Source organism: Undibacterium sp. RTI2.2 (genome assembly GCF_035018705.1).
Classification (GTDB): Bacteria; Pseudomonadota; Gammaproteobacteria; order Burkholderiales; family Burkholderiaceae_D; genus Undibacterium.
This window is the reverse complement of sequence record NZ_JASJXN010000032.1, coordinates 1-25,789: the sequence shown is the minus strand read 5'-3', so window position 1 is coordinate 25,789 and position 25,789 is coordinate 1. Positions and strand designations below refer to the sequence as shown.

Genomic DNA, 25,789 nt, shown 5'->3' with positions numbered 1-25,789 from the left:
AAACGCGGAAAGAGCGCGGGCTAAACAATACCAACTAAATTATAAATTGAAACGTCACTTTATAGCATTTCTACCAGAGCACCGTCACTTAATATCAAGGCCGCTTTAATTTTTTTATCCTTATGCAACTCGCGCAGCGCATCAGCGTAGGTTTGTAATTGGGTCTGGTAGTCTAGCCGCTCAGATTCTAACAAAGCCCGCTTGTAATCGAGAATCCATATTTCGTCTTTAAAAACGACCATTCGGTCCAGACGTAAAAGTTGTTGCTGGAACAAAACATCCATCTCATTGCGGGCATACACAAAATGGGCAGGATTAAAGTATTTTTCCAGCGTCGCCTGACTCAATATTGCTAAAGCTTGCTGACGTATGGTGGCCGCGATACTACTAGCACAAGGCAGCCAGGCAGCAATCGCCTCCGCCTCGGGAACAACGACAGGCCATGCTTGTACCTGATTGGTCAATCGCTCTAATAAGGCATGTAGTGCAATGCCCTCCAGCTGCGCGTCACTTGGGACTGGTTCACTCTCGGCTTGGGGCAAAGTCAGATTGGGCGGATTAAATACTTGCAAACTAAATTCGCCTTGCGATTGCTGCACTAATGCAGCGTTGACCGGCACATTCACTTGGCCTACTTGTTGCAGCCGATCATACCAACTATCTTGAATCAAGCCGATGATGACATCCCCGCCTTCATCGATCACGGCGCTCTTCGTTTTTTTGTCGCTAGCAATACCACTGAGTATCAATAAATTTTTAGCGCGAGTGGCGGCGACGTAAAGCAAGTTCCAGTTCTCTTGTGCGGCTTGCGCCTCCTCTTGCGCGAACAATGCATCCCGCGCTGCACCACGCTGATCCTTGCGTCCGAAGACAGAAAAATGTCTGGCATCGCCTTCTTGTAATGGCCATTGGCATAAGATGCCGACCTGATCTTTGGCGGATTCGCTATGGTTAGCATCGAGTACAACAACGACTGATGCCTCTAGCCCTTTGGCACTATGGATGGTTAATATTCTTACTGCGTCGGCTGCATCATCTACTGCCGACTCATCAGGCGCATCGCCTTCCCCTCCATTTCTAAACACATTGAGGGCCGCAATAAACTTAGGCAAGCTAGGATAGCGCCCCGCGTCCATGTTGAGCGCCAGTTCTAAAAAGGCGTGAATATTCCCTATGACTTGATGTCGCTCCGCCGGACTAGCAAGCTGTGCGTAGCGCGACAGCAATTCGCCCTGATGCAAAATCCGGTCAAGCAAATCATGTACGGGCAAATCATGTGCCGCTTGCATCCAGTCTTGCAATAACCGTGCTGCCCGGACAAAAACTTCCTGCGCTACCACCGATGCTGATGCTGATAATGCACTAGCTTGCAAACGCTTCCACCACGACGCTTCTGATCGCTGCGCTAACGTGATCAGGTTGTCGTCAGTCGCAGAAAAAATCGGCGACTTCAGCACATGTGCCAACGCACGGTTATCGCCCGGCGTCATCAAAAATCCTAATAAAGCGATCAGATCTGCAACTTCCAAGGCTTCCAGCAAACCACCTCGCCTGCTGGATACAAACGGAATACCAAGTTCACGCAGAGCATTTTCATACGCAGCCAGATGAGTACGGCGCCTGACCAATAACATGACTTCTGACCAAGGTAAGTTCCCCAGTTGCTGCCGCGCCAATAGCAGAGCTTGTGCGACCTGACGTCCCTCCTCCATGCGACGACTATCCTCTTCTTCAATCATTGGCGTGGTGAAGGGATTACGTAAAGTACGGTTTGAAGATTGAGTCTCGCCGCTAATATCAGAATCTTCTTTACCTTGATTCATCGTACTAATCGATGCACTGATTAAGGGTAAACGCCATACTTCACCCATCGCTGTAGAGGCGCTGGTTTGTGGCAGATAGATTTTATTTTGACGCATGCTGTCATTCAAGACAGACACAATCTCGGGCGCATTTCTGCGAGTCTGATTGGTGCGTAGCAGTTGTGCGCCATGCTGCGCCAACATTTGTCTTGCAGCAGAGAACACGCGTGGTTCTGCACGGCGAAAACGGTAAATTGACTGCTTAGGATCACCAACAATGAAGACGGTTGGCCGCGCCACGTCGTTGCCATAGGCATCTAGCCACGCTTGGACGATGCCCCACTGTAAAGGATTGGTATCCTGAAATTCGTCCAGCAAAATATGCTTGTAACGCGCATCTAGCCGGCTATGTAAATATGCTGCGTATTCCTCGTTACTTAGAAGCCTGTAGGCTTGCCATTCCAAATCGGCAAAGTCAAATACTCTCTGATCCGATTTCAAAGATTGATAGCACTCCAGATAAGCTGCACCGACTTTAAACAAGGCCTGATTAATGGTGAGCACCATTTTTTCACCGCTACGCCGACGCAATAATTTAAGCGTTTCTGCAATGACAGTACACTCATCATCAAAGCTGGCAACACTATCTGCACCTAGCCATTTTTCGATTGCGATGAGTAAATTTTTTGTTTTTGTATTGGATCTATTTTTGCCATCAGTACCAAAAAACTCATGGCATAAGGCATCAAAGCTGTCTAAGTTCGTACCTGTGCTCATAGCAGTTTCTATCGCAGTTGCACGCTTTTGATTGGTCGCGGTACCCTGCCCTAAACATAATGCGATTGCATTAATACGCTGACATAGTTCTTGATCATCCCACAAGGCCAATCGTGGATCGACCTCTGCATCAGCGCCACAAATCTCGCGCAGCCAATCCAAGGGATCGCCTTCAAGCCCATGTTGATTGGATGCCCACCATTCCGCACGTTTATCTAAAAATGCATCCAGCATTTTTTTGGTGTTGAAATCACCTAACTCTTCGTACAAGAGTAATAAGGCATGACGCACATCCTGATTCTCGGCATCAGTCAGGGATTGCATCAGCTGCGCATAAGCTTCTCTTTGCAAGTCAGCAGTTGCCTCTAGCAAACTAAAGCCATGGGGCACGCCTGAGGCCAGCGGTGCTAACTGGATCAGGCGTCCAAACCAGCTATGAAAAGTGTCCATCGCTAACACTTGCGGGCTGGATAAAATCTTATCGTAAAGACGTCGCGCTTTAGGCAACATTGAGGGAATATCGTTTTGCTGTATCCCACGTTCTGTCAACAATTGAATAGCCGCAGTCTCATCAACTAAGGCTAACTCGCGTAACAGTGCCATCAGGCGCTCACGCATTTCTTGCGCAGCTTTGCGGGTAAAGGTAATCGCCAATAACTCACCCGGCTCAGCGCCAGCCAGCAACAGGCGCAACATACGCGCTACGAGTAACCATGTCTTGCCACTACCAGCACAAGCCTCAACTACTACTGACAATTGTGGATTACATGCGGTGGCAGTGAAGCTTACAGTGTCGCTGCCATGTCCGTTAATTTCATAGGCTTGAACATCGTCGTTTGGTGAAGAATGGGACGACGAAGGTGATAATAGTGGGGATAACAACGGGGACAAGATCGGCGATAACATCATGACCATGCTCCCTTGCGGCATAGTCCACGCATTTCGCAATACTGGCAGACCGATTCTGTACCTTGTGCTGGCAGTGGTGTGTTATCTCTGATTGCCTGCATATTACTTTTGATATCCACTTCCAATACATTCGTCCAGTCGCTAAAATTATCGGCGGTGGCGGCACCAATTTTGCCTTTGTCTAATTCCAAAGCAACATAGCTTGCAGCAGCAACAGTCTGATTTGCCAGCAAACCATAAAAGGGTAATTGCTGATCCTCGCCTTCTTTTAAACGTTTCATTAATGCGGTTTGTGTTTTAGTTTTGTAATCCAAGACCGCATGTTCACCGTCTTGGTTTTTATCAATCCTATCTATCCTTCCCCGCAAAACGATGTTCGCGTTTTCACCTTGGTCGGACCAGATCAAAGTACGCTCGCGCCAATCCTCACCGATTTCAAATTGCCAGCCATCTGCCTCGCGCTGATTAGCCCAGGCGACATATTCAGGTATCACTTTATTCCAGCGCACGCTATATCCCAAGGCTGCAGGACTGCGCTTTAAAATATCGTCAAAACGTTGGGTAGAAATATCTCTCAGCAATTGGATTCTGTCTTCCGGCTGATGCCCCGATAATTGATCGTGGTAAGTTTTAAGAATCGCGTGCAACCAATCGCCGTAGTCACGTTTTTCGGGCATGTCTGACAATTCATCCAGCGCATCCAGCCGCAACATCCGTCGGGCAAAAAACTGATAAGGACATGCGAGCAAGCTGCTATATCCGCTGGAGGACAAGGTAGTTGGCGCTAATATAGCGGCGACTGGGCGTGGTTGTTGTAGGGTTTCTGATTGCAGATTCACAGTCGACAACATCGGATGATGTTTGAGAAGCGCCTTGCTGCCATTGCGCTCCAGCGCCAGATTCAATTGCGCCAGCCAAGGACTCACAGGATTATGCTCCCCTTGCTGCTGACCTTGCCATGACAAAACCACTTCTGGATTGGATAGCAATAACTCGGTAAAGTCTCTGAGCTGTTGTTGCTGCCTTTGCTCACGGGTCGTCAAACCACATTCGCGTCTGACCGCATTGGTAAAAAACAAAACTTCCTGTGCTTGCGATGGCAAATGTGCGGCATCTGCACCAACCAGCAACACCGCATCAAATCGTCGCAAGCGAGCACCATTCAACGGCAACATAAATACGCGCTTATCTATTCTGGCGGTGATATAAGGTGCATTTTCCAGCTGTAAATTAATAAAGGCACGCCACTCCGAAAAGGAGAACGTTGCCTCCATCTGCTGACAATCCTCCGTCAACGCTTGCAATAACTGAATAATTTGTGAGCCTGCACTGTCGGCTTGCAACTGCGGATGCATGCCTGACTCGTAAAGCATCTGTATGCTTGCCCGACTCCAATCAGAGATACTTTTACGTCCGCTGAATCCTGCTGCCTGACGCGCAAGCGCTGCGATCCATTTGCGCTCGTCGGGCTTACTATCCAGCGTGGATAAAATCGCCTCCCAACCACCGAGAACGTTAGCGCGACGCAAGGCCAGTTCGATATGCATCACCGCATCGGCCTTCGCATTCATTTCAATCACCGCATCGGTCCGAGCGGCGTCTTTTGCAGATGCACCAGACAGGCCGCCAGGTAAGTAAGGCGACTTCAACAGATCCAGCAATGCCATCGTATCGGCACGTGTGGCAACCACCTCAAACCAAGCGGCAATCGCGGCAGCAGCGCGGGTCGTCGAGAGTTTCCAGCCAGTTTCATCTGCAACAAATACCTGTGCTCTTTCTAATAAGGCCCGAATACGACGCGCCACCACACGGTCTTGTGCGATCACTGCAATGCTCTGACGACCCGCCTGTAACCAATCAATAATAGTCTGCGCGCCTTGCTGCGCCTCGTCTTCAAGCGAACTCGCCTCACATAAGCGAATATGCGATACGTCGGCCTGATCCAGGGTAAATTGCTGCGGGCCGCTGTTAACATCTTCAAATAAATTCGGCCAGGCAGATGCGTATGGCTGCGTAATGGATGTGACGCGCCAATCCAGCAAGATCATTAAGAGTTTTTTCTTTTTAGAATACACATCTAAAAACGCTTGCTCCAGTGCGTTCGGTGCAGTTGGGCTGATCCAGACTAAAGGTTCCTGCGCTTGCTGCGCAATACGCAGCCATTGCTGATGCGTTTGTCCGATGGCGTCATGTTCATCCAACTGACTTTGCCAAATAGTCCAGACCAGTTGCGCTTCTTCCGATAAGATTTTCTGCGTTGGCTGCGGCAACTGTGCCAAGGCAGTATGCCAGCGCTGTGCCGTTTGCTCTCTGTCATCTAGTACGGAAGCTAACAAGGCCTGCGTCAGCTCATCCGATAAGTTTAATAAAGTCTGCGCCAGGGGCAGCAAGTCCGTATTGCGTCTGGCAGTAAATAATTTTTTTAGCCAGGCATGCTGCCTCAACTCGGCATACAAACTCATCAGACGCTCGCTCGGTGCGCTGACTCTTTTATGGGTTTGTGGCGGCAACATCTCCACCCAGGCAAACATAGTTTGTATGCGAGGTGGAATAAAATTAATCTGCAGCTCGTGTGCCAGTGCTTTTAAAAATAATTGCGCATGTTCAAAAGTCGGCACCACAACACGCACAGCAGAATAATCATTAGCCGATGTCAGCGGCCAGGCTGGCGACACAACATCAAGTACAAAGCGATGCGCAGCTTGTTGCCAGAAGTTGCCGGATGCCGCAATAAGCTCAGTGGAAGATCGCATGGAGTTTCAAGAATTTTCGTGATTTTTTAGTAAATGACAAGCTTTAGATAAGCGCATTTTATGCGACAGACTACGCAATTTCAGAGCTTGATCCCACTTTTATAAAAAATAGGTTATTATTTGACGCGTAGTTTGCCACTAGACATCACTGAATCCAGTGTTGCACCGTTCAAAAGCATTGAATTTGTGCAGATCGCCTCCAGATATTAATTGTTCTACCGGAAGCGTCATCATCGATGATGTAGATCAAAGATCCTACCAGTCGATTTCAGTTATTATTTCTGTGGCGCTGTACCCCCTTTAATTTTTCCCTCGAATGAGGATTCCATGAGCGAAAACATCAAATATGTAAGCGATGCTTCTTTTGAAGCAGACGTGTTGAAATCTGACAAACCAGTTTTAGTCGATTTTTGGGCTGAATGGTGCGGTCCATGCAAAATGATCGCCCCGATTCTGGAAGAAGTAGCAAAAGAATACGATGGTAAGATCATCATTGCAAAAATGGATGTCGATGCAAATCAAGCTGTTCCAGCTAAATTTGGTATTCGTGGCATTCCTACTTTGATTTTGTTCAAAGATGGCGCTGCTGCAGCACAAAAAGTCGGCGCATTAGCAAAAGGTCAATTGACTGCATTTATCGACAGCAATATTTAAGATAGTTTAAGTTACAGAATATTCTTAGATAAGTAAGGTAAAATGCACAGCTATAAAAAGATGAGCGGCGTTAAGGCGTCGTTCATTTAGATTTAAAAACGTTTTTATAAAAACGCGCTTTAAAAAGATATTTAAAAAACCAAATCGACAATCAATTTTTTGTTCGTTCTCAAAAAAATAATGAGAAGCGGCAAAAAATAGCAGAAATCCTAAAAACACCATCCTGTAGTTCACCTCTGTTCACTCCCCCACCTACTTATCCCATCCCGGGACACTCAACATGCACTTATCAGAATTAAAGGCGTTACACGTCTCAGCCTTGCTAGAAATGGCCATCGGTTTAGACATTGACAACGCAGCACGGATGCGCAAACAAGAACTTATGTTCGCAATCCTGAAAAAACGCGCCAAATCCGGCGAACAAATTTTTGGCGATGGCGCCTTAGAAGTATTGCCAGACGGCTTTGGCTTCTTGCGCTCGCCCGATGCCAGTTACATGGCATCTACCGACGATATTTATATCTCTCCTTCACAGATCCGACGATTCAACCTGCACACAGGCGATTCGATTGAGGGTGAAGTCCGCACACCAAAAGATGGCGAACGTTATTTCGCCCTGGTCAAAGTGGACAAGGTCAATGGCGAAGCGCCAGAAGCCTCCAAACACCGTATTCTGTTTGAAAACTTAACACCGCTGCATCCAAACAAAGTCTTGCAATTAGAACGTGATATGCGTGGTGAAGAAAACACCACTGGCCGTATCATTGATCTGATCGCCCCTATCGGCAAAGGCCAGCGCGGCTTATTAGTAGCGTCACCTAAATCCGGTAAATCCGTCATGCTGCAACATATTGCGCATGCCATTACCACCAATCATCCAGACGTTACGATGATCGTCTTGCTGATTGACGAACGCCCGGAAGAAGTGACTGAGATGCAACGCTCCGTACGCGGTGAAGTTGTTGCATCGACGTTTGATGAACCAGCTACCCGTCACGTACAAGTCGCTGAGATGGTGCTGGAAAAAGCCAAGCGCCTAGTCGAAATGAAAAAGGACGTGGTCATTCTGCTCGACTCGATCACCCGTCTGGCACGTGCTTACAATACTGTCATTCCGGCCTCTGGTAAGGTATTGACAGGTGGTGTTGATGCAAATGCGCTGCAACGTCCGAAGCGCTTCTTCGGCGCTGCACGTAACGTAGAGGAAGGTGGCTCACTGACCATTATCGCTACTGCACTGATCGAAACTGGTAGCCGCATGGATGATGTGATCTATGAAGAATTTAAAGGTACCGGCAACATGGAAGTGCATCTCGAACGCCGTCTGGCTGAGAAACGTACTTACCCTGCGATCAATTTGAACAAGTCCGGCACGCGCCGTGAAGAGTTACTCATCAAACCTGATCAATTGCAAAAAATCTGGATTTTGCGCAAGTTGCTATATAGCATGGACGAAATCGAAGCGATGGAATTCATCCTCGACAAAATGAAGGCAACTAAGAACAATGCAGAGTTTTTTGAAATGATGCGTCGTGGGAATTAAGTCTTAGTCTCAATTTGAATCTCAGTTAAAAAAAGCCATCTTAAAGGATGGCTTTTTCATTTTGTGATTCAGGTTAGCACCGCACCTTTAAAAGGCGAAACTGATTGATTCGACCTGTAAACCCAGATTTTCCATTAGACCGCTATCACTTCGCAAAAAAAGCAGACGACATGCGGTCTTCGGAGGGATAGCACCACCGCGATTCGAGTGGGAGCGCTACAGAGACAATTGTGCCTTTGGCGAACTGCCTGACGTTGTCGCTCCTCCTGGCAAGAGGCAGATTGCGTCGTCGTCGCGTCTAGCCATTCAATCCGCCAAAGGCACACTTGTCGCTGTACCAATGGAAATTCTGGGTTAAATATACTCACTACAGTATATTTTAACGTCCAAATAACCTATGGACATTAAGGGTATTTTCGGCGTATACCCCCCTTATTTTAATTAAACGGTTACTTAGCAGCGAGTTTCTCTGACTTATCCCAACCACCGCCGACGGCTTTGTAGATGCTGACAACAGCAGCCAGATGTGCCCGCTGAGTATCAGTCAAAGTCGATTGGGCTTGCTGTAAATCAAGCTGCGCGCTGAGTACATAGAGATAGCTGCTGTACCGTTTTTGTAACACAAGTCAGCTATACGCAGTGAGTCTTTTTAACGCTGTGACACGACGACTACCTGCCGCATAAATTTGCTCATTAGCAGCCGTGTTGACCAGCGCATCATGCACGTCGCGGAACGCGCCTTGCACACTTTGTACATATTGTGCCAAGGCTTGCGTTTTGCGCGCTTTGGCACCGGACACCAGCGCGCCAATCGCGAGGGCGCGGAAGATTGGTTGTGTAATGCCAGCGCCCACATCCACAATAAAGACGCCGGATCAAACAAGTCCTTAAAACTACGCGACTCATCGCCATAACCGGTAGTCAGCTTCAGGCTTGGAAAATACTGCGCCTTGGCCTGACCGATGTCAGCATTGGCAGCGGCCAGCGTTTGTTCAGCGGCGATGATGCCACGGCTGGCCATTAGTTCTTCTATGTCGCGAAAACTCAGCGCGAACCGGAAGTAGAGCCACACGACATGACTAATGATTTCTGCCGGATAGCGGAAGCCGCAATAGAGCAAAGATTTTTTCATCACGCTACTTTACAAAATTTCTCCACCGCCCGTAAGTTGACAATACCGCATACTCATATAAAATCGACAACGTCATGAATTACAGTCAACAAAAGCTGTCAACAAAATTTTTACCGCTTCTCATCCATGCACCCGAAAAGAAAACTAATGCGTCCATACCATGCACTGCCAGCCATACTGAGTTTGATATTGTCATCCCAGGTTGCCGGACAAACCGCTGCGTATGCAATTACAGATAAAAACACGGCTCTGTCGCCCGCTGTGGAAGCTGCACTGAAAGACAAGTTGCAAGCCTTATTCAGCACAGTCTGTAGCAAGGATGAATTTTCAGGTGTGTATGTCGTCGCCAGGGGCAATCATGTCATCAGCGAAGCAGCATGTGGTGAAGCCAGCAAGCGTTATCATGTGGCGAATACGATGGATACCATCTTCAATGTCGCCTCGGTCGGCAAGATGTTTACGGCGGTTGCCATAGGCCAGCTAGCGGATGCGGGGCGTTTGTCCTATGCAGACCCGGTCAGCAAATATGTGGATGCCAGCTGGTTGTCACCTGAGGTGGCGAAAAAAATCACCATCGGCCAGTTGCTGTCGCACACATCTGGGCTGGGAAATATTTTTACCAACAAGTTTACCAACGGTCCGTATATGCAGATGGCCGCCATGCGAAACTTGGCTGACTACAAGCCATTTATACGCGATGCGGCACTGGAGTTTGCGCCCGGCAGCAATTATTTGTACAGCAATATGGGTATGTTTTTCCTCGGTGTCATCATAGAAAAAGTCTCGGGACAAGATTATTTTGACTATGTACGCCAGCATGTGTTTCTGGCGACAGGCATGAATAGTACCGATAACTATATCAGGGATGAGGGAACAGAAAACCTCGCCACCGGCTACATCAGCACGCGAGGTGCGACAGCCAGCAGGAAAGAAAACACCGTCCTGATACCAGTACGCGGCGGCCCTTATGGCATAGGCTACTCAAACGCACCAGACCTGCTGCGCTTTGCGGATGCACTTCAGACTGGCAAGTTGCTCAAGCCAGCAACGCGCCAGTTATTCTGGCAAGACCAGACCGCAGGCCGTGCAGACAAGGGCAGCTATGGATATGGCTTCGAATTACGCTCGGGCAAGCTGGGTAAAATCGTGGGCCACAGCGGGCAGTTCCCCGGCATTTCCAGTAATCTTGATATGTATCTCGATGCTGGTTATACCGTGGTCGTGCTGTCAAATTATGAACCCGGTGTGTTGCCGCTGGCAGGGCGAATTGCGGCGGTACTGGAGAATGTGGTGGGGCTTGAGTAGGGTGCGTTACAACGCACCATTTGAACGACAAATCAAGAACGAAACTTCTTGCAATCTCGCAGGCGGTTCGTCTATTTTACGAGCGTTCATTCTTCATATATTTTGTAGATACTGTCAACTTACGGGCGGCGGGGCGATATTGTAAGGTGGCGAGATGAAAAAATCTTTGCTCTATTGCGGCTTCTGCTACCCAGCAGAAATCATCAGCCATGTCGTGTGGCTCTACTTCCGGTTCGCGCTGAGTTTTCGCGACATAGAAGAACTAATGGCCAGCCGTGGCATCATCGTCACGTATGAGACGATCCGCCAATGGACGATGTTCGGCCAATGCTATGCCAATGAGCTTCGCCGGCGTCAACCGCAACGTGGAGACAAATGGCATCTCGACGAGGTGGTGCTAACAATTAACCCAGATTTTCCATTGGAACAGAGACAAGTGTGCCTTTGTCGGACTGACTGGCTAGACGCGACGACGACGCAAGCTGCATCTTGCTAGGAGGAGCAACAACGCCAAGCAGTTCGCCAAAGGTGTAATTGTCGCTGTAGCGCTCGCACTCAAATCGCGGTCGTGCTATACCTCTGAAGACCGCACGCCGTCTGCGTTTCTGCGAAGTGGTAGCGGTCTAATGGAAAATCTGGGATTAAGGGCAAGCACCATTACCTGTGGCGTGCGGTCGATCAGACCGGACATGTGCTCGATATTTTGTTGCAGAGTCGGCGCAACCGACAAGCGGCAAAACGTTTTTTCTGCAAGCTTCTCAAGGGCTTACGTTACCCACCACGAGTGCTAATCACCGACAAGCTCAAGAGTTATGTCGCGGCGAAGACGCACATCATGCCGGGTGTCGAGCATCGCCAGCACAAAGGCCTCAATAACCGTGCAGAACTCTCGCACCAACCTACGCGGCAACGAGAACGACAGATGCGGCGCTTCACATCATCGGGCCATGCTCAGCGCTTTTTATCGGCTCATGGCCCGATCAACAATGTCTTCCGGTGTCAGCGAAACCGTATGACAGCGGAGCAGTACCGACACATGCGTAGGCAGGCATTTTCTGTATGGAATGAGGTCACCAACGTAGCAAAAAAAACTAATCCGTGACACCGTGTTACCCAGGCAAATGCAAGTTCGCCTGAAATTGTACAACTCCCCGTCTCCGTTCAGCAAGTTGGCAATACCGGAAAAATCTATCCCAGCGTAAAAACAAAAAAAGAGATGGAGCGTCGTCTGAATGGGCTCCAAACAACACCTCACATCTCCAAGGGAAAGCTTGATAACATAAAATATACTCACTACTGTATATTTTAATGTCCAATAAATATATGGACATGAAGGGTATTTTTACCATATACCCCCCATTTTTTACCAATTACGTATTTACTTAGCTGCGATTTTCTCTGACTTATCCCAACCACCACCGACAGCTTTATAGATACTGACAACAGCAGCCAGATGAGCCCGCTGGGTGTCGATCAAAGTCGATTGCGCTTGCAACAAATCGCGTTGAGCACTGAGCACATCAAGATAGCTGCTGTAACCGTTTTTGTAGCGCAAGTCGGCCAGACGCAATGAATCTTTTAAAGCGGTGACGCGACGATTGCCAGCTGCGTAAATTTGCTCATTGGCAGCCGTGTTGACCAACGCATCATGCACATCGCGGAACGCCCCTTGCACACTTTGTACATATTGCGCCAAGACTTGCGTTTTGCGCGCTTCGGCACCGAACACCAGCGCGCCAATCGCGCCGGCGCGGAAGATTGGTTGTGCAATATTCGCTCCAATATTCCACAGCAAAGAAGCTGGATTAAATAAATCCTTAAAGCCACGCGACTCGTCGCCATAGCCAGTGGTCAGCTTCAGGCTTGGGAAATACTGCGCCTTGGCTTGACCGATATCAGCGTTGGCAGCAACCAGTGTTTGTTCAGCAGCGATGATGTCTGGCCTGCGGTTAAGCAGATCCGATGGTAAGTCGGCTGGCACTGTCGCTTGCTGATACAGGCTATCAATGCTACTGCCTCGTGCAATCACCGGATTGGCAATTGCAGAGGGCGAACGTCCTAACAAGACGGCAATGGCAGACTCTGTGACTGCCAGCGATTGCTTCGCTTGCAGCAAGCTAATCTCTGTCGCGGCGGTATCAGATTCTGCCTGATGTAAATCTAGCTCACCGATCGAGCCGGAAGAAAAACGTTTTTGTTGCAAACGTAGATTTTCCTGACGAGTTTTGAGTGTCGATTCGGCCAGTTCTACTTGTGCATCGTAAGCCCGCAAGGCAAAGTAATTTTGCGCCAGGTTGGAATACAAGGTGTTAATCACCATGCCGCGATTGGCTTCTTGCGATAACAAACGGGCACGTGCAGCCTCATCGGCGCGACTGAGCTTACCCCAGAAATCCACCTCATAAGACGCGCTTAAACCGATCTGATAATCGGTACCAATCGGATTGGCACCGGGCACCAATTTGCCGGAGTTGACACTGGTACGACTTTTTGTGCCGGATAAATTCGCGTCCACCGTAGGATAACGATTGGAGTTGGCTGAGGCTGCGGTCGCACGTGCTTCTTCCACCCGCCCTGCTGCCAGCAAAATATCCTGGTTATTGGCAGTTGCCTCATCCAGCATACTGTTTAAAACAGGGTCTTGGAAAGACTTCCACCAGCTCAGCCAATCGGTCGTTGCACTAGTTTTTCCAGTGCTTGTAACACCGCTCGTGAGCTTTGCTGGCGTATCAAATGCTGGCCGCTGATAATCAGGTCCGATCGCGCTGCAGCCTGCTAGCAGCAGACTCGCTGCAATCACGGAAAGCCGTAAGCTAGACAATAAAGCAGGCGCTGGTGTTGATCTTGATGATCGGAGTGTGGATCTAAATACAGTTGATGTCATCACATGTTCCTCTTAATTCTTCAGTTCAGCAGGTGGCGCATTGTGCAAAATATGAACCGGATGCTCGAAATCTTCCTCTGTCGTTTTAAACCGCTTATCGTTAATCAGTTTAAAGAATAAAGGTACAAAGAAGATCGCCAGGAAAGTCGCTGCCAGCATGCCGCCCAATACACCCGTGCCGAGCGACATACGCGCCGCCGCACCAGCACCGTGGGAAAACGCCAGTGGTACCACGCCCAAGATAAACGCTAACGATGTCATCAAAATAGGACGGAAACGTAAGCGTGCCGATTCCAATACCGCAGCAACCGGGGCATAGCCCTCATGCACTTTCATCACTGCAAATTCAACAATCAAAATCGCATTTTTCGCAGATAAGCCAAGCAAGGTCACCAGACCAATCTGGAAGTACACGTCGTTGTTAAAATTACGCAAATAAACCGCTAACAGTGCACCGAAGATACCAAACGGCATCGCCAATAAAACGGAGAAAGGCAGTGACCATTTTTCGTATTGCGCGGCCAGAATCAAGAAGATCATCAAGACACCGGCACCAATCGCGATGCCAGCAGCATTGCTAGTACGCTTCTCTTGGAAGGAGGCGCCGCCCCAATCGTAGGAAACATCCACTGGCAACACCGTTTTAGCAGCACGCTCCATCGCAGCAATCGCTTGTCCTGAGCTATAGCCTGGCTTAGCACCACCCAAGATTTTGATCGATGGTAAAGCGTTAAAGCGCTGTACCGAATCGGGTCCTGTCGTAAAACGTATGGTCGTAAAAGCGCGGACAGGAATCATTTGTCCGGTAGCAGAGCGCACATACATACTGCCGATATCATCTGGCTTGGCGCGGAACTGGCCTTCTGCCTGCAACTGAACGGTGTAGGTACGACCATTTTTGTTGAAGTCATTGACATAGTAACTACCCATGGTCGCGGCTAAAGTATTGTAAACATCTGAGAGAGCAACTCCCATCGAGCGTGCTTTATCGTTATCCACATCCACATATAGCTGCGGTGAATTAGCTTGCCACAGAGTTTGTACGCCAGCCAGTTCAGGCTGCTTATTGGCTTCTGCCAGCAACGCTGGTAACAGCTTGGCCAGACGCTCTACACCGCCCTCACCTTTGTTTTGCATATAGAACTCAAAACCACCAGTTTGTCCCAGACCTTGAATCGCTGGCGGGCTGAAGAACAGTGGTAAACCTTCTTTGATACGGCCTGTTTTCATAAAACTTTCACCGACCATTTGCTGTGCCGACTGAGTACGTTCATCCCAAGGTTTTAACGGGAAGAACATGGTTGCCGCAGAAGATTTCAAACCGCCACCACCTAAGAAATCCAGACCAACCAAAGCGAAGGTGGTATCGATGTTCTTATTGGTTTTCATGATTTCTTCTACTTGCTTGACCATGGCATCCGTACGAGCTAAAGACGTACCTTCAGGCATGATGGCAGCACCGATAAAGTAACCTTGATCTTCATCCGGTACCAATCCGCCGGGTACGGTTTTCCACAATACGCCCGTCACAACCAGCATGCCACCGAAGACCATCACACCTAAGACCGAGCGACGCAAGAAGAAAGTAACACCGTTGGTATAGCGCTTAGTCAGACGTAAAAACGCGCCGTTAAACCAGGTGAAAAAGCGATTATGTTGTTCCGCACCTGGCTTCAACAAGATCGCGCAGAGTGCTGGCGTCAAGGTCAAGGCAACAATACCGGACAACACCACAGCGATGGAAATCGTGACGGAGAACTGACGATACAACTCGCCTGCTAAACCACCGAGGAAAGCAATCGGACCAAACGCTGCAACCAATACCAGAACAATCGCAATAACTGGACCAGTGACTTCATGCATCGCTTCAATCGCTGCATCTTTTGGTGTCATGCCTTCTTCGTTCATTAAACGTTCGACATTCTCCAGCACCACAATCGCATCGTCGACAACGATACCGATCGCCAGCACCATACCGAACAAAGTCAGGGTATTGATGCTGTAACCCAGCAAGTGCAAACCTGCCATCGTACCGATTAATGACACTGGTACTGCCAGAGTTGGAATGATCGTTGCACGCCAGCTTTGCAAGAACAAATACACCACGATGAAGACCAGTACCATGGCTTCGCCCAAAGTTTTTAACACTTCAGCGATGGATTCGGTCACAAACGGTGTGGTGTCATACGGCGTTGCATATTCCATACCTTCTGGGAATTTAGACTTCAAATCTTGCAGGGTTGCTTCGATAGCTTTGCGTGTATCCAATGCGTTTGCACCAGTCTGCAAAAAGACACCAATGTTGGCTGATGGATGACCATTCACACGACCATTTAAGTTGTAATCTTTGGAGCCTAATTCAACCCGTGCTACGTCTTTGATGCGGACAGAGGCACCACTTTTATCGGTTTTAACGATGATATTGGCAAACTCAGCCGGCTCCAGTAATCGCCCTTTAGCGGTTACTGTCATGGTCAGTTCTTCAGTATTGTTTGGCGGTGCGCCGACTTTACCCGCAGCATATTGGGCATTTTGCTCACCAACGGCATTAGAAATATCGCTGACGGTAACGCCTAATTGCGCCATACGATCAGGACGCATCCAGATCCGCATCGCATAATCTTTGGCACCAAAAATTTGAATATTAGTGGTACCTGGAACACGTTTCAACGCATCTAAAACGTTTTGTGTTGCGTAGTTGGACAAGTACAAAGAGTCATAGCGGTTGTCTGGTGAATACAAAGCTGCAACCACTAAGAAGTTAGACGAGCTCTTAGACACGGTGACACCTTGACGACGTACTTCTTGCGGCAACTTAGCGTCCGCTTGACGTACCCGGTTGTTGACGTTAACTGCGGCAATATCCAGATCCGTACCGACTTCAAAAGTCACATCGATAGAAACACGACCGTCGGCGGAAGAGGTAGAGCTCATGTACAACATGTGCTCTACGCCGTTGATTTGCTCTTCGATCGGTGCAGCGACGGTGCGCTCTACTACTTCAGCAGAGGCACCTGGATAATTGGCAGTAACGTTGACTACCGGCGGAGAAATTTCCGGGTAACGAGAAATTGGCAAGACCCGCAACGCGGCCAGGCCAGCCAGCACAATAATCAACGACAATACCGTCGCGAAAATTGGCCGGTTAATAAAAAATTTTGAAAACATGAGTAATCCTTGCGCCTAAATTTGTGGTGCTACTTATTGAGCAGCTTTAGCACTGGCAGTTTCTGCAGCGGGCTTGGTATTAACTTGGGCTGGTGCTGACGTTGGTGCTAACGTCGGCGCTGATGATCCTGCGCTTCCAGAGGGTTTTGCAGCCAGCGGCACCGGTGTAACGGTCATACCAGGCTCATGGGCTTTGATAAAACCATCGACCAACACGCGATCGCCACCCTTCAGTCCTTTTGTCACTATCCACTGACCGTTGGACCAACCATCTAGCTCAACCGGACGTGGTGCTAACTTATTGTCTGGCGTTACTGTGAAAACGATTTTGCCCATAGGGCTATCGATCACCGCACGTTGTGGTACTGAGAGTGCCGCAGTACGAGTGGCGCCGTTCAAAATCACGCGAACAAACTGGCCTGGACGCAAAGTACCGTCAGGATTAGGGATTTGTGCACGAGCATCAAAACCACCAGTCGCTGGATTGACTTTTTCGCTGGCGAAATTCATCTTGCCTACCGTCGGAAAAATCGATCCGTCTGCCAATTTGACCTTGACGTCAAACGCCAGACTACCGTTAGTAGCGCGTTTGCCAGGCAATGCAATTTTGCCGCCACTGACTTCCTGACTCAGTTTTAAGTAGTCGGCCTCAGTGATGCTGAAATTAACGTAGACCGGATTGGTCTGGACAATCGTGGTCAGCAAACTGTCGGAGGCCGTAACTAAACTACCGTTGGATTTGCTGGCGATACCGGTAGCACCATCAATTGGCGCAACAACCCGGGTATAGCCCAGATTGAGTTTGGCTTCGTTCACCTGCGCCATGGATTGCTTGTAGCTGGCTTCGGCAGTCTCTAATGAAGATTTCGCATCATCAAATTCTTTTTGACTAATCGCTTTTTCAGCAGCCAAGGGTGTTAAGCGCGCAAATTCACGTTTGGCTTGATTCAATTTAGCTTCATTGACGCCTGCCGCTGCTTCTGCAGAAGCGAGTTGCGTTTTATAAGTACCCGGATCAATTTGAAACAGAACCGTGCCCGCTTTGACGCGTGAGCCTTCTTCGTATAAACGGTTTTCTAAAATGCCAGAAATTCGTGCACGTACTTCAGTTTCGCGCGAGCCTGCTGTTTGTCCGACATATTCAAAATCCATCGGCAGATTTGTCGGCTGTACTGTAACCACACTGACCTCGGGTGGTGGCATACCACCGGAACCACCTGGACCACCGGCGCCACCACCACCGGTCTTGCCACAAGCAGCCAACACCAACAAAGGTGCGCTAATTGCGGCAATGCGCAACAAGGGTGTAAGACGACCAGACCAGGCTGGTGGCGTTGCTAATAATTCGTTACTGAATTTGGGGAGGTGTAAATTTGGAGGGCTCATGAATTTTTCTCTATTAACGGAAAAGGCGGTGTGCTATTATATACATTCACGAATGTTTGTATATATTTTTAAATATTATTTTCTGCGAGTAATAAAAAATTATCGGAAAGGCTGAATTAAAGGCCTGGAAATACTACTGGAGACGCATCATGGCTAGGAAAACCAAAGAAGAAGCACAAGAAACCTGCAATGCTTTGCTCGATGCAGCTGAGCAAGTTTTTTGCGTAAAAGGTGTTACGAATACGACGCTCAATGAGGTTGCCAAAGAAGCAGGTATGACACGCGGTGCGATTTATTGGCATTTTAAAGATAAAAATGCTTTATTTGAAGCAATGTGTGATCGTGCATTTTTGCCAATAGAAACATTACTCAACGAAATCACGAGCACCCCGCCGGAAGACCCTTTTGCTGCACTGCGCCAGCTATATGTTCACATGCTAAAAGAGGTTGCCAGCTCACCAAGGCAGACCAATGTGTTCAACATCATATTTCATCGCTGCGAGAAAGGAACAGAAATGAGTTCTTACGCGCATGAGAAGGAACCGCGTAACGAATGTATTTCCAAAATGGAAGATATTTTTAAAGTCGCCATTGCACAAAAAAAATTACCGGCAGAAACCGACACCTGGATCGCAGTACAAATGATTCACTCTTATTCAATCGGATTAATTTACGAATGGCTAGTAGATACCAAAGCCTATGATCTTGCAAAACATGCAGAATATATGATTGACGTCATGCTGGCTGGCATCTTAGCTAAACCACCGCTAAAAAACTGAGCTAAACGATTATTTATTAAGTGCCCGTTTGCACAAAAAACTGAATTAGCTCGGCAACTTCCAGTCGTAGCGAACTGCCAGCAGGCGCAGCATTGAGGTGACCAGAATGCCTGACAGCACCGCCACTGTCTCTATGACCTGCCAATTGGTCAGAAGTAGATAAACCCAGCAGCCAGCAAATGCGCAGGTGGCATACAATTGTCCGCGCCGGAATACCATCGGTATTTCATTACAAATGATGTCCCTCAGAACACCGCCAAAAATGCCGGTAATTACACCCATCATGGTGCAAATAAATAAGGGCATGTTTGCTTCTAGCGCCAATGACGCACCACCTAAGCTGAACAAGCCAAGCCCAAATGCATCGGCATACAAAATAACTTTATCCGTCACGGCATGTCGCAAATGCCTGCCGAACGGCAAAGCGATCAAGCTCATCACAAAAATCAACAATACGTATTCCTGATGATCGACCCAAAACAAGGGACGTCGGTCAAGTAGTAAATCACGCAAGGTTCCTCCGCCGAAAGCGGTAATAAACGCGACCGTGAAAACTCCTACCGGATCCATTTTCTTTTTTCTCGCTTCAACAAAGCCAGAAGCGGCAAAAGCGACAATGCCAGCGACCTCTACCGCATGTAGTAGTGTACTCATGCCCAAATGGATGGATGTTGCCAAAATATCTCCTGTTATCTATGCATACAAGCTCTGCACAGAATGATGCAAACATATGATTTTATTGTATAATCTTGGGCTGGCATTAGGCCATCAGTATTTTTAAATCAGGCAAGTGATCAACAATCGGGTCAAGAAGCAAGGCGACCGACGAAGTGGGGATTGGCTACCAAAACTTTTTGAGGCAAGCATGAAAGACGGCATCCATCCAAATTATCGTGAAGTTTTGTTTCACGATGTATCTAACGATTTCAAATTCGTCACACGTTCTACTATCCAGACTCGTGACAAAATGGAATTCGAAGGCAAAGAATATCCACTGGTGAAGATCGAGGTTTCTGCAGAATCCCACCCTTTTTACACTGGCAAACACAAAATTGTTGATACAGCTGGTCGAGTTGACAAATTCCGTAAAAAATTCGGTACTGTTGGCTCCAAAACTTCGGTTGCAAACTAATTTTTTTGCATCCGTTGTATCGATAAAAAAGGCAGCTCAAGCTGCCTTTTTTCATGTCTAATGATAATTTGGTGTAGCGTAGTAATCTTGTATCTATGTCTATCAGCTCCATATAACAAGTATTGATCTTGGTGCATTCCCGTGTAAAGCTTGAAAGCTAACGAAATCCACCACTTCGCTACTATAAAACTCTTATGACCATCCCCTCCAATACCGACGCCGCATCCAAAAGTAGTCTTGCGACACTCAAAGGCTTAGTGCCATTTTTAACTCCTTATCGTCGTCAATTTTTTTTGGCGGGTATTGCTTTAATCATTGCCGCTTGTGCAACGTTGGCGATACCTTATGCCTTCCGGCAAATGATCGATCTGGGATTTGGCGGTACTGGCACGCGTGGCATCCAACATGTGGACGCGACTTTTCTGGCGCTGTTTGGGGTCGCCTGCGTCTTGGGTGTAGCTACCGCAGCACGATTTTATATGGTGTCCTGGTTGGGGGAGCGGGTTACCGCTGACATCCGCAATGCGGTGTATTCGCATGTAGTTACGCAAAGTCCCGAGTTTTTTGAGACAACGCAGACAGGTGAAGTTTTATCCCGCCTGACGACCGACACGACATTGATTCAGGCAGTTGTTGGCACCAGTATTTCTATGGCATTGCGCAATGCATTATTGTTTATGGGTGGTCTGGTAATGTTGTTTATTACTAGCCCAAAACTGTCATCCATTATCATCGTCACACTGGCAGCGACGGTGCTCCCGATCGTGCTGTTTGGCCGGCGAGTACGCAAATTATCCCGCGATTCTCAAGATCGGATTGCGGATGCCTCTGCTGTCGCGGGTGAAATTTTAAATGCGATGCCGACTGTACAAGCATTCACACACGAACCCATTGAGGCGCGGCGTTTCTCCAGCTCGGTAGAAGATGCTTTTAGTACAGCAATGCGTCGAATACGTGCCCGTTCGTTACTGACGATGGTCGCAATTTTATTGATCTTCGGTGCCATCGTATTTGTCCTGTGGCTGGGAGCGCACTCCGTAATGCGGGGTGAAATGAGTGGTGGCATGCTAGGGCAATTTATCTTGTATGCATCCATCGTTGCTGGCGCAGTCGGCGCTTTGTCTGAAGTAATGGGCGAAGCACAACGCGCCGCCGGTGCTACCGAACGCTTGCTAGAGCTTATGGCAGCACAATCACCAATCCAATCTGCACCGAATCCATTAAAGCTGCCTCCGCGCGCTGCCAATGGGGCTGCTTTATCGTTGACTGACATCGTGTTTCATTATCCGTCACGGCCCAATATGGCGTCGATAGGACATATGTCCTTAGATATCAAACCGGGTGAAACAGTCGCCGTGGTCGGCTCGTCTGGCGCAGGCAAAACTACTTTATTTCAGTTGTTGCTGCGTTTTTATGACCCGCAACAAGGCAAGATCACATTAGATGGCGTGGATATACGGCAGTTAGATTTACATGATTTACGCAATGCAATCGGTATCGTGCCACAAGATACGGTGATTTTTTCTGCCAATGCATTAGAAAATATACGCTATGGCAAAGCGGATGCCAGCGATGCAGAAGTGATCGCTGCGGCTAAAATGGCGGCGGCGCATGAGTTTATTGAACGTCTGCCAGAAGGCTATAACTCCTTCCTTGGTGAGCGTGGTGTGCGCCTGTCTGGTGGTCAACGTCAACGCATCGCGATTGCACGGGCGCTACTTAAAAATCCACCGTTGCTCTTGTTGGATGAGGCCACTAGCGCGCTTGATGCAGAATCAGAGCGCCTGGTTCAAGGTGCATTGGAAGCAGCGATGCAAGGTCGCACGACCCTGATCATCGCGCATCGCTTAGCAACCGTACAAAGAGCTGATCGGATTATCGTCATGGAGCACGGACATATTGTTGAAACTGGCACCCATAATAGCTTGGTAGCGCAAGGCGGCATTTACGCCAATCTGGCGTCTTTACAATTCAATACATCGACTTAAATATTGGCTTTATTATTAAGTTCAAATAGCTTTTATGAGCTTGGTTAAGGCTCAAGAAGCTATCGTTAGTCACTGCATAAATCAGTTGCGTTAAGTAACTGCAACTGACTACAAAGTAAGCCTTTTATCGCAGAATTATCTTGTAACAAGAGTGACATTTTTCTTGACGTCGGAATTGGCACTTGCGTACACTCTCCCGATCCCATCAACATCGTCGATCATGATCGATTAGACAATACACCGCCTATGAAACGTTTCCGACACAGCATCTCTCCTATTCTCGCTTCAGCAATCTTGCTTTGCTTTACGTCCCCAAGCTCCGCCACAGAAAATGATTTACTCGCATTAACTAGCGTACCTGAGTCAAGCACTCAGCCGATTGGCGTCTTGCGTACCAATGAAGTGGCACCGACAATTAATGTTGCGATAGAAGATAGTGCCGATAAAATTGCAGCAGAGAATCCTGTTGAACTGACAGCGCCAGAAGCCAATTTATGGAATCGGATTCGCAATGGTTATGCAATCCCGGATCTGGATAATCAATTAGTTAGTAATCAGCTTAATTGGTACAGCACTCGTACTGAATACATACAGCGAACCGTGCAGCGCGGTTCACGCTACTTGTATCACGTTGTAGAGGAGCTGGAAAAGCGCGGTATGCCAACTGAACTAGCATTACTTCCATTTATTGAATCCGCCTTTAATCCTCAGGCAATTTCTACTGCCAAAGCATCTGGTATGTGGCAATTTATGGCGGCAACTGGCCGTGATTTCAATCTAAAACAGAGCATGTTTAAGGATGACCGACGCGGCGTACTGGATTCTACTGACGCTGCCCTAACGTATCTGGAACGCTTATACGGTATGTTTGGTGACTGGCAATTAGCCTTGGCCGCGTATAACTGGGGCGAAGGTTCGGTTCAACGGGCGATCAAAAAACAGCAGGCAATGGGCTTGCCAATTGACTTTGAAAGTTTGTCTGCGTTGATGCCGAATGAGACAAAAAACTATCTGCCAAAATTGCAGGCAGTTAAAAATATCATCGGGCATCCAGAACAATTTGGCATAGAACTACCCAAGTTAGAAAATCAACCCTACTTCGTTACAGTAGAAAAAACTCGTGATATTGATGTACGGGTAGCCGCGCAATTAGCAGAGATGTCTGTAGTTGATTTTACAGCGTTAAATCCGCAATTCAATCGCCCTGTCATTACTGGCGATAGCAAAACTAAAATTCTGCTCCCGACTGACAATGCGATGTTGTTCAGAGAAAATTTAAGTAAGTGGAATGGTCCGCTATCTACCTGGGCTACTCATACTGTAGGAAAAACTGAACGAGTAGAATCTTTGGCTAATCGTTTGGGGATGAAAGCTGAAACACTGCGTGAAGTTAATTTCATTCCACCAAAAATGTTAGTCAAAGCAGGATCAACTTTGCTCATTCCGAGATCAAGCAAAACACCGGATCAGGATATCTCTATGGAGATTGCTGAAAAGGCGCAGTTGATCATTGAAAAGACTCCGTCGACCAGGCAGATGCATTTTAAAGTCGGTAAAACAGATAATCTGAACTCAATTGCTAAGCGCTATAAAGTTAGTGTGGCAGACATCAAGAGCTGGAACAATTTGAAGCGGGATAGCGTCAGTGCCGGTCAGACACTACAAATACAAGTGCCAGTTCTGCAAGCGAGAACAAAATCAAACCACGTAGCATCAGCACATAATAATCGCAACACTAAAACCAACAGCAGAACCGCAAGGACAGTCGCTCCACGCGCTGCCAAAACGATACTTGCGCATGCAAAGTCAGGTAAAAAGCATAGCTAATTTTCACTGGCGATATTGCTCAAAATACCTCAGTCAAAATACATCGTTCAAAATAAAAAAACCCCGGTTTAACTCGGGGCTTTTTTTATACCAAGGAATCTAAATCACTAGATGAAAATTCCTTAATATTTTACCAGGTCGGTTCAATCAATTACTTACCAGATTGATTGGCGTAGATAATCCAGTAACGCGCCAGATCAGCAGTGCCGTCAGTACCTTGCACTGTCTTCAAAACCTTGATCGCATTCGCTTTTTTACCAGCTTGCAGTAGAGATATACCTTGCAAGAGTTTGGCGTCATCAGGACGCTTCAAACTACCTTTAGTCATACCCTGATCGATCAAGCTTAAGCCTTTATCAAACTGGCCTGCAGTGACGTATGCATAACCAAGCGTAACCGATGCATTACCATCCTTACTTTGATTGGCTTCAGCTTCATTCGCTGCGGCATTTGCTTTGCTTTCTGCTAGATTTTTGTTGGCCAGATCACGCAGACGTTGATGACGTGCGGCATCAGTACCTGTGCCAAGCGCGCCTGCCTTGTAGCCCTGATCAATAATCTTGATCGCTTCTGCCGGATAACCTGCTTGCAAAGATAATTGAGACATTTCCATAAAATCACTGGTACGAGTAATTTGTCCCAAAGCTAGTTTCAAGCGATCTAAATCCAAGGATAAGCGCTCAGAATAACCAGGCTTACTTTGAATACGGCCGAGCAAATCAAGCCAGTAATCTTTCTTCGGGTAGAAAACCAATAACTTTTCAATCGCAGCAACATAAGTGGCTTTGTCGTTCTGCTTCAAAGCAGCATTAGCATAAAGTTGCAGACTAGTTTCACTTGGAGTACGACCTGATTTTTCTTCGGATGCAAGATCAGCCTTAACCTCTTTCATAGTGCGGGCATAATCACCGCTCATGTATAGAGACTGGATCAGGAATGGACGCATTGCCGGATCGTTACCACCATCGGAAAAATAACGAGTAACCCATTGCACGGTCTTAGCATAATTCCCTGCTTTGTAATAAGCAGATGCGAGACCTTGTATGTATTTAATTTGTTCGCCAGCAGGTAATTTATTCGCAGCGATAATTGTTTCGTAAGAGCGAATCACGGTGTCATTATCACCGGCAGCACTTGCAATCGCAGCACGCATACGCTCAATCGTAAAACTTTCATTCATCGTTTTACCGCTTACGCTATCCGTATCGTGAAGTTTAGCGAGTGCTTCTTTGTATTTCTTGGCCTTAAACAAATCACCAGCAGCTTGTACTGCTTTGCCGATTTCAGGGCGCATGGCCTCTTGAGCATAGGCTACGTTACCGGCAATATTAGTCAGCTCTGGAACAGCACAAAAACCAATCGCAGCAAGTAAAACAGCGAGGCGTGACAATCGAAGTTGCTTCATGTTTTGATCTCTCAATCAATAAATTTAATGAATTTTAAAATTGCAGCTTTACCAAAATGAAAAAAGGCAGGAGTAACCCTGCCAATTTTGAATAATACCTTAGATTTTCTGGTTCACGCAGTGAGAAGCGGAGTAAATACTGAATTTCACTGATCTAACTCACTTCAAGAACTGCTCATTACCAACCATACCGATCTTATTGACACCCAATCGTTGCGCCTCGGCCATCACATGTGCCACCGCTTTGTACGGTACCAGCTTGTTCGGACGTAAGTGCACTTCCGGTTGATTCGGCGTGGCCGCCACTGCCGTCAGTTTGGATTCCAACTCGGCATTGTTCTGAAT

18 protein-coding genes and 2 pseudogenes are annotated in these 25,789 nt (G+C 47.7%); 9 read left to right on the top strand and 11 right to left on the bottom strand.

Annotated elements, in window-relative coordinates; translation table 11 throughout:
- Positions 1-59: 59 nt before the first annotated feature.
- Together QN395_RS15815 and QN395_RS15810 are read right to left on the bottom strand one after the other, a co-directional pair.
- Positions 60-3,488: a UvrD-helicase domain-containing protein gene (locus tag QN395_RS15815; RefSeq protein WP_323492851.1), complete on the bottom strand. Its 3,429-nt coding sequence runs from the start codon at positions 3,486-3,488 to the stop codon at positions 60-62.
- Positions 3,485-6,241: a PD-(D/E)XK nuclease family protein gene (locus tag QN395_RS15810; RefSeq protein ID WP_322118060.1), complete on the bottom strand. Its 2,757-nt coding sequence runs from the start codon at positions 6,239-6,241 to the stop codon at positions 3,485-3,487. Before QN395_RS15810 ends, QN395_RS15815 begins: the two co-directional genes overlap by 4 nt.
- A gap of 327 nt (positions 6,242-6,568) precedes the next feature.
- On the opposite strand from QN395_RS15810, the gene trxA reads away from it, so the two are divergent.
- Both trxA and rho read left to right on the top strand, forming a co-directional pair.
- On the top strand, positions 6,569-6,895 hold the full coding sequence (gene trxA, locus QN395_RS15805) for a thioredoxin TrxA (RefSeq protein ID WP_322118059.1): 327 nt from the start codon (positions 6,569-6,571) through the stop codon (positions 6,893-6,895).
- A gap of 280 nt (positions 6,896-7,175) precedes the next feature.
- Positions 7,176-8,438, top strand: a complete 1,263-nt coding sequence (gene rho / locus QN395_RS15800) for a transcription termination factor Rho (protein ID WP_322118058.1) — start codon at positions 7,176-7,178, stop codon at positions 8,436-8,438.
- A 449-nt stretch (positions 8,439-8,887) separates the two neighbouring features.
- Here the strand turns inward: rho and QN395_RS15795 are convergent, their stop codons facing one another.
- The 3 genes and pseudogenes from QN395_RS15795 to QN395_RS21645 all read right to left on the bottom strand — a co-directional run.
- Positions 8,888-9,061 carry a hypothetical protein gene (locus tag QN395_RS15795; RefSeq protein WP_322118057.1) on the bottom strand — a complete coding sequence of 58 codons (174 nt, stop codon included), beginning with the start codon at positions 9,059-9,061 and terminating at the stop codon, positions 8,888-8,890.
- 3 nt (positions 9,062-9,064) lie between these two features.
- Positions 9,065-9,238: a hypothetical protein gene (locus QN395_RS21650; protein WP_416200092.1), complete on the bottom strand. Its 174-nt coding sequence runs from the start codon at positions 9,236-9,238 to the stop codon at positions 9,065-9,067.
- Positions 9,239-9,324: 86 nt separating this feature from the next.
- Positions 9,325-9,459 (bottom strand): annotated as a pseudogene (locus QN395_RS21645) (TolC family protein); the annotation flags it as partial.
- Positions 9,460-9,717: 258 nt separating this feature from the next.
- Here QN395_RS21645 and QN395_RS15785 point away from each other — a divergent pair.
- From QN395_RS15785 to QN395_RS15775, 3 genes and pseudogenes are all read left to right on the top strand, one after another.
- Entirely contained in the window at positions 9,718-10,875 is a 1,158-nt protein-coding gene (locus QN395_RS15785) for a serine hydrolase domain-containing protein (RefSeq protein ID WP_322118055.1), read from the top strand.
- A 265-nt stretch (positions 10,876-11,140) separates the two neighbouring features.
- A complete protein-coding gene (locus tag QN395_RS21640; protein ID WP_416352060.1) occupies positions 11,141-11,371 on the top strand; it encodes a hypothetical protein in 231 nt (76 codons plus the stop codon).
- A gap of 144 nt (positions 11,372-11,515) precedes the next feature.
- A pseudogene (locus tag QN395_RS15775) lies at positions 11,516-11,870 on the top strand (IS6 family transposase); the annotation flags it as partial.
- Between the two features lie 383 nt (positions 11,871-12,253).
- Here the strand turns inward: QN395_RS15775 and QN395_RS15770 are convergent.
- The 3 genes from QN395_RS15770 to QN395_RS15760 are packed head-to-tail and all read right to left on the bottom strand — an operon-like array spanning position 12,254 to position 18,313.
- The gene (locus tag QN395_RS15770) at positions 12,254-13,759 is read right to left on the bottom strand and encodes an efflux transporter outer membrane subunit (protein ID WP_322118054.1); all 1,506 of its coding nucleotides are present in this window, start codon (positions 13,757-13,759) and stop codon (positions 12,254-12,256) included.
- Positions 13,760-13,771: 12 nt separating this feature from the next.
- Entirely contained in the window at positions 13,772-16,927 is a 3,156-nt protein-coding gene (locus tag QN395_RS15765) for a multidrug efflux RND transporter permease subunit (RefSeq protein WP_322118053.1), read from the bottom strand.
- A gap of 33 nt (positions 16,928-16,960) precedes the next feature.
- A complete protein-coding gene (locus QN395_RS15760) occupies positions 16,961-18,313 on the bottom strand; it encodes an efflux RND transporter periplasmic adaptor subunit (RefSeq protein ID WP_322118052.1) in 1,353 nt (450 codons plus the stop codon).
- Between the two features lie 149 nt (positions 18,314-18,462).
- On the opposite strand from QN395_RS15760, the gene QN395_RS15755 reads away from it, so the two are divergent.
- A complete protein-coding gene (locus QN395_RS15755) occupies positions 18,463-19,092 on the top strand; it encodes a TetR family transcriptional regulator (RefSeq protein ID WP_322118051.1) in 630 nt (209 codons plus the stop codon).
- A 45-nt stretch (positions 19,093-19,137) separates the two neighbouring features.
- On the opposite strand, the gene QN395_RS15750 is transcribed toward QN395_RS15755, so the two are convergent.
- Entirely contained in the window at positions 19,138-19,746 is a 609-nt protein-coding gene (locus QN395_RS15750) for a trimeric intracellular cation channel family protein (RefSeq protein ID WP_322121521.1), read from the bottom strand.
- A gap of 211 nt (positions 19,747-19,957) precedes the next feature.
- Between QN395_RS15750 and QN395_RS15745 the strand changes: the two genes are divergently transcribed.
- From QN395_RS15745 to QN395_RS15735, 3 genes are all read left to right on the top strand, one after another.
- Positions 19,958-20,224 carry a type B 50S ribosomal protein L31 gene (locus QN395_RS15745; RefSeq protein WP_262835590.1) on the top strand — a complete coding sequence of 89 codons (267 nt, stop codon included), beginning with the start codon at positions 19,958-19,960 and terminating at the stop codon, positions 20,222-20,224.
- 194 nt (positions 20,225-20,418) lie between these two features.
- Complete coding sequence (locus QN395_RS15740; protein ID WP_322118050.1) at positions 20,419-22,212, top strand: ABC transporter transmembrane domain-containing protein; 1,794 nt, start codon at positions 20,419-20,421, stop codon at positions 22,210-22,212.
- A gap of 246 nt (positions 22,213-22,458) precedes the next feature.
- Positions 22,459-24,039: a transglycosylase SLT domain-containing protein gene (locus QN395_RS15735; RefSeq protein ID WP_322118049.1), complete on the top strand. Its 1,581-nt coding sequence runs from the start codon at positions 22,459-22,461 to the stop codon at positions 24,037-24,039.
- A 151-nt stretch (positions 24,040-24,190) separates the two neighbouring features.
- Here the strand turns inward: QN395_RS15735 and QN395_RS15730 are convergent, their stop codons facing one another.
- Positions 24,191-25,444 (bottom strand): hypothetical protein, encoded by a 1,254-nt coding sequence (locus QN395_RS15730; RefSeq protein WP_322118048.1) that lies wholly within the window; start codon positions 25,442-25,444, stop codon positions 24,191-24,193.
- Positions 25,445-25,603: 159 nt separating this feature from the next.
- On the bottom strand, positions 25,604-25,789 hold a 186-nt coding region (locus QN395_RS15725), incomplete at its 5' end, for an ExbD/TolR family protein (protein ID WP_323492745.1).